The 558-nt window shown below is 38.7% G+C and carries 1 protein-coding gene; it reads left to right on the top strand.

What is annotated here, in order from left to right:
* Window positions 1-135: 135 nt before the first annotated feature.
* A complete protein-coding gene (locus ACNQGS_RS29050; protein WP_491490395.1) occupies window positions 136-351 on the top strand; it encodes a spore germination protein in 216 nt (71 codons plus the stop codon).
* Window positions 352-558 lie beyond the last annotated feature (207 nt).

The following is a 558-nucleotide window of genomic DNA, read 5'->3' as shown; positions in this document are numbered from 1 at the left end:
CTTTTATGCATGGATGATGCACGGGGACGGTTCTCCTGCCTCATCCATATAGCTCAATAAAACTCCTACTGCTAGGCCTCTGGACAAACACATGCCTTTCTTCAAAATAAAATGGAGAAAGGACGGTGATTTAATATGGCAAACTCACTCAATATAAGTCAATTTAAGGTACAAGCACTTTCCAACAATGCCAACGTAAATTTTAGCGGAACCACTCAAAATAGCCATACTTCTAATAATATCATAATCGGCGGCAATTTTAGTTTCGGCGATGGCTCTTCAAACACATTCACAAATATTAATTATGGCAATATAACCGTTCCAAATGAAAGCACAAGCCAAGATTCCTAAGCAAACGAACATCGCTTTTTTGTTTAGGATTTGTATTAAACAATGTTTGATGCATGGGGGCACATATTTCTGAAGACACCTAAATTGATGCATGGGAACCGTCCCCTTGCCTCACCTTTGCCTCATTCTCAAACTAAAAAGGCTTTACTCCTTATTTGAAGTAAAGCCTGTTTATTATTCCTTTGTAGTCCGAGAAACTGATGCATG

The sequence above is a fragment of the Neobacillus sp. PVCKKU3 genome (genome assembly GCF_058323225.1).
The sequence above is the reverse complement of the archived record's forward strand: the minus strand, read 5'-3'. Positions and strand labels throughout refer to the sequence as shown.